The organism is Blastomonas natatoria (assembly GCF_003201955.1).
Lineage (GTDB): Bacteria > Pseudomonadota > Alphaproteobacteria > Sphingomonadales > Sphingomonadaceae > Blastomonas > Blastomonas natatoria.
Genome location: NZ_QJJM01000047.1, coordinates 1 through 1,523 on the forward strand (window position 1 = coordinate 1; position 1,523 = coordinate 1,523).

Annotated in this window: 1 protein-coding gene; it reads left to right on the forward strand. The window is 61.7% G+C overall.

What is annotated here, in order from left to right; genetic code table 11:
* Window positions 1-85: 85 nt before the first annotated feature.
* Window positions 86-1,449, forward strand: a protein-coding gene (locus tag C7451_RS19655; RefSeq protein WP_244182044.1) for an IS3 family transposase whose coding sequence is annotated in 2 segments (ribosomal slippage) — window positions 86-433 and window positions 436-1,449 — 1,362 coding nt in all. Because the reading frame shifts where the segments join, the coding sequence is not laid out codon by codon here.
* Window positions 1,450-1,523 lie beyond the last annotated feature (74 nt).

A 1,523-nucleotide genomic window follows, 5' to 3' on the forward strand; every position in this document is an offset into this window, starting at 1 on the left:
TGTCCGCCGTCAGCGCCAATGGCACAGATTTGAGGTTGTGATTTAAGGAGGGTTGGGGCTTCGTCGTAGTGACGAAGGAACGAAGATGAAGCCCCAACCCTCCTTGAAAAAATCGCCGGCAAAGGCCCCTGCTGAGCGTGTTGTGAAGGATATTCGGCGGCAGACGCGTCGCCATTTCTCGGCCGAGGACAAGATCCGCATCGTGCTCGATGGGCTGCGCGGCGAGGACAGCATTGCGGAGCTGTGCCGCAAGGAAGGCATCGCCCAGAGCCTGTACTACACCTGGTCGAAGGAGTTCATGGAAGCGGGCAAGCGGCGCCTGGCCGGCGACACCGCTCGATCCGCGACCACCGGCGAGGTGCAGGACCTGCGCCGCGAGGCCCGCGCCTTGAAGGAATGCGTGGCGGACCTGACGCTCGAAAACCGTCTGCTGAAAAAAAGCATGATCGCGGATGGGGGCGACGACGAATGAGGTATCCCGCATCCGAGAAGCTTGAGATCATCAGGATCGTCGAGCAGTCGCACCTGCCTGCCAAACGCACGCTGGACCAGCTCGGCATCGCCCGCCGGACGTTCTACCGCTGGTATGATCGCTACCTTGAAGGCGGGCCGGAGGCGCTGGAGGATCGGCCATCGGCGCCGAGCCGAGTGTGGAACCGCATCGGCGGCGACATCCAGGACCAGATCGTCGAACTGGCGCTGGAAGAGACCGATCTGAGCCCCCGCGAACTGGCGGTGCGGTTCACCAACGAGAAGCGCTACTTCGTGTCGGAATCCACGGTTTACCGCCTGTTGAAGGCTCATGATCTGATCACCAGCCCGGCCTATGTGGTGATCAAGGCGGCGAACGAGTTCCATACCAAGACCACCCGTCCCAACGAGATGTGGCAAACCGACTTCACCTACTTCAAGATCATCGGATGGGGCTGGATGTACCTGTCGACCGTGCTCGACGACTTCTCTCGCTACATCATCGCCTGGAAGCTGTGCACCAACATGCGGGCCGAGGACGTGACCGACACGCTGGACCTCGCCCTGGCGGCCTCCGGCTGCGACAGCGCCACGGTGCTACACAAGCCCAGGCTGCTCAGCGATAACGGCCCCAGCTACATCGCGGGCGAACTGGCCGAATATATCGAGGCCCGGAAGATGAGCCATGTGCGCGGCGCACCGTGCCATCCCCAAACCCAGGGCAAGATCGAGCGCTGGCACCAGACCCTGAAGAACCGCATCCTGCTGGAAAACTACTTCCTGCCTGGCGATCTCGAAGCCCAGATCGAGGCCTTCGTCGAGCACTACAACCACCAGCGTTACCACGAGAGCCTGAACAACGTGACGCCCGCCGATGCCTACTTCGGCAGGGCACCAGCCATCATCCAACAGCGTGAAAGGATCAAGCGACAGACCATCGAGCATCGGCGCTTGCAACACCGCAAGCTCGCCGCCTAACATCCACCCCCAGACGAGGTCCGCACTCCGCTAATCTAAGCCGCGATCTGTGCCGAATGTTCTGACGACGGACA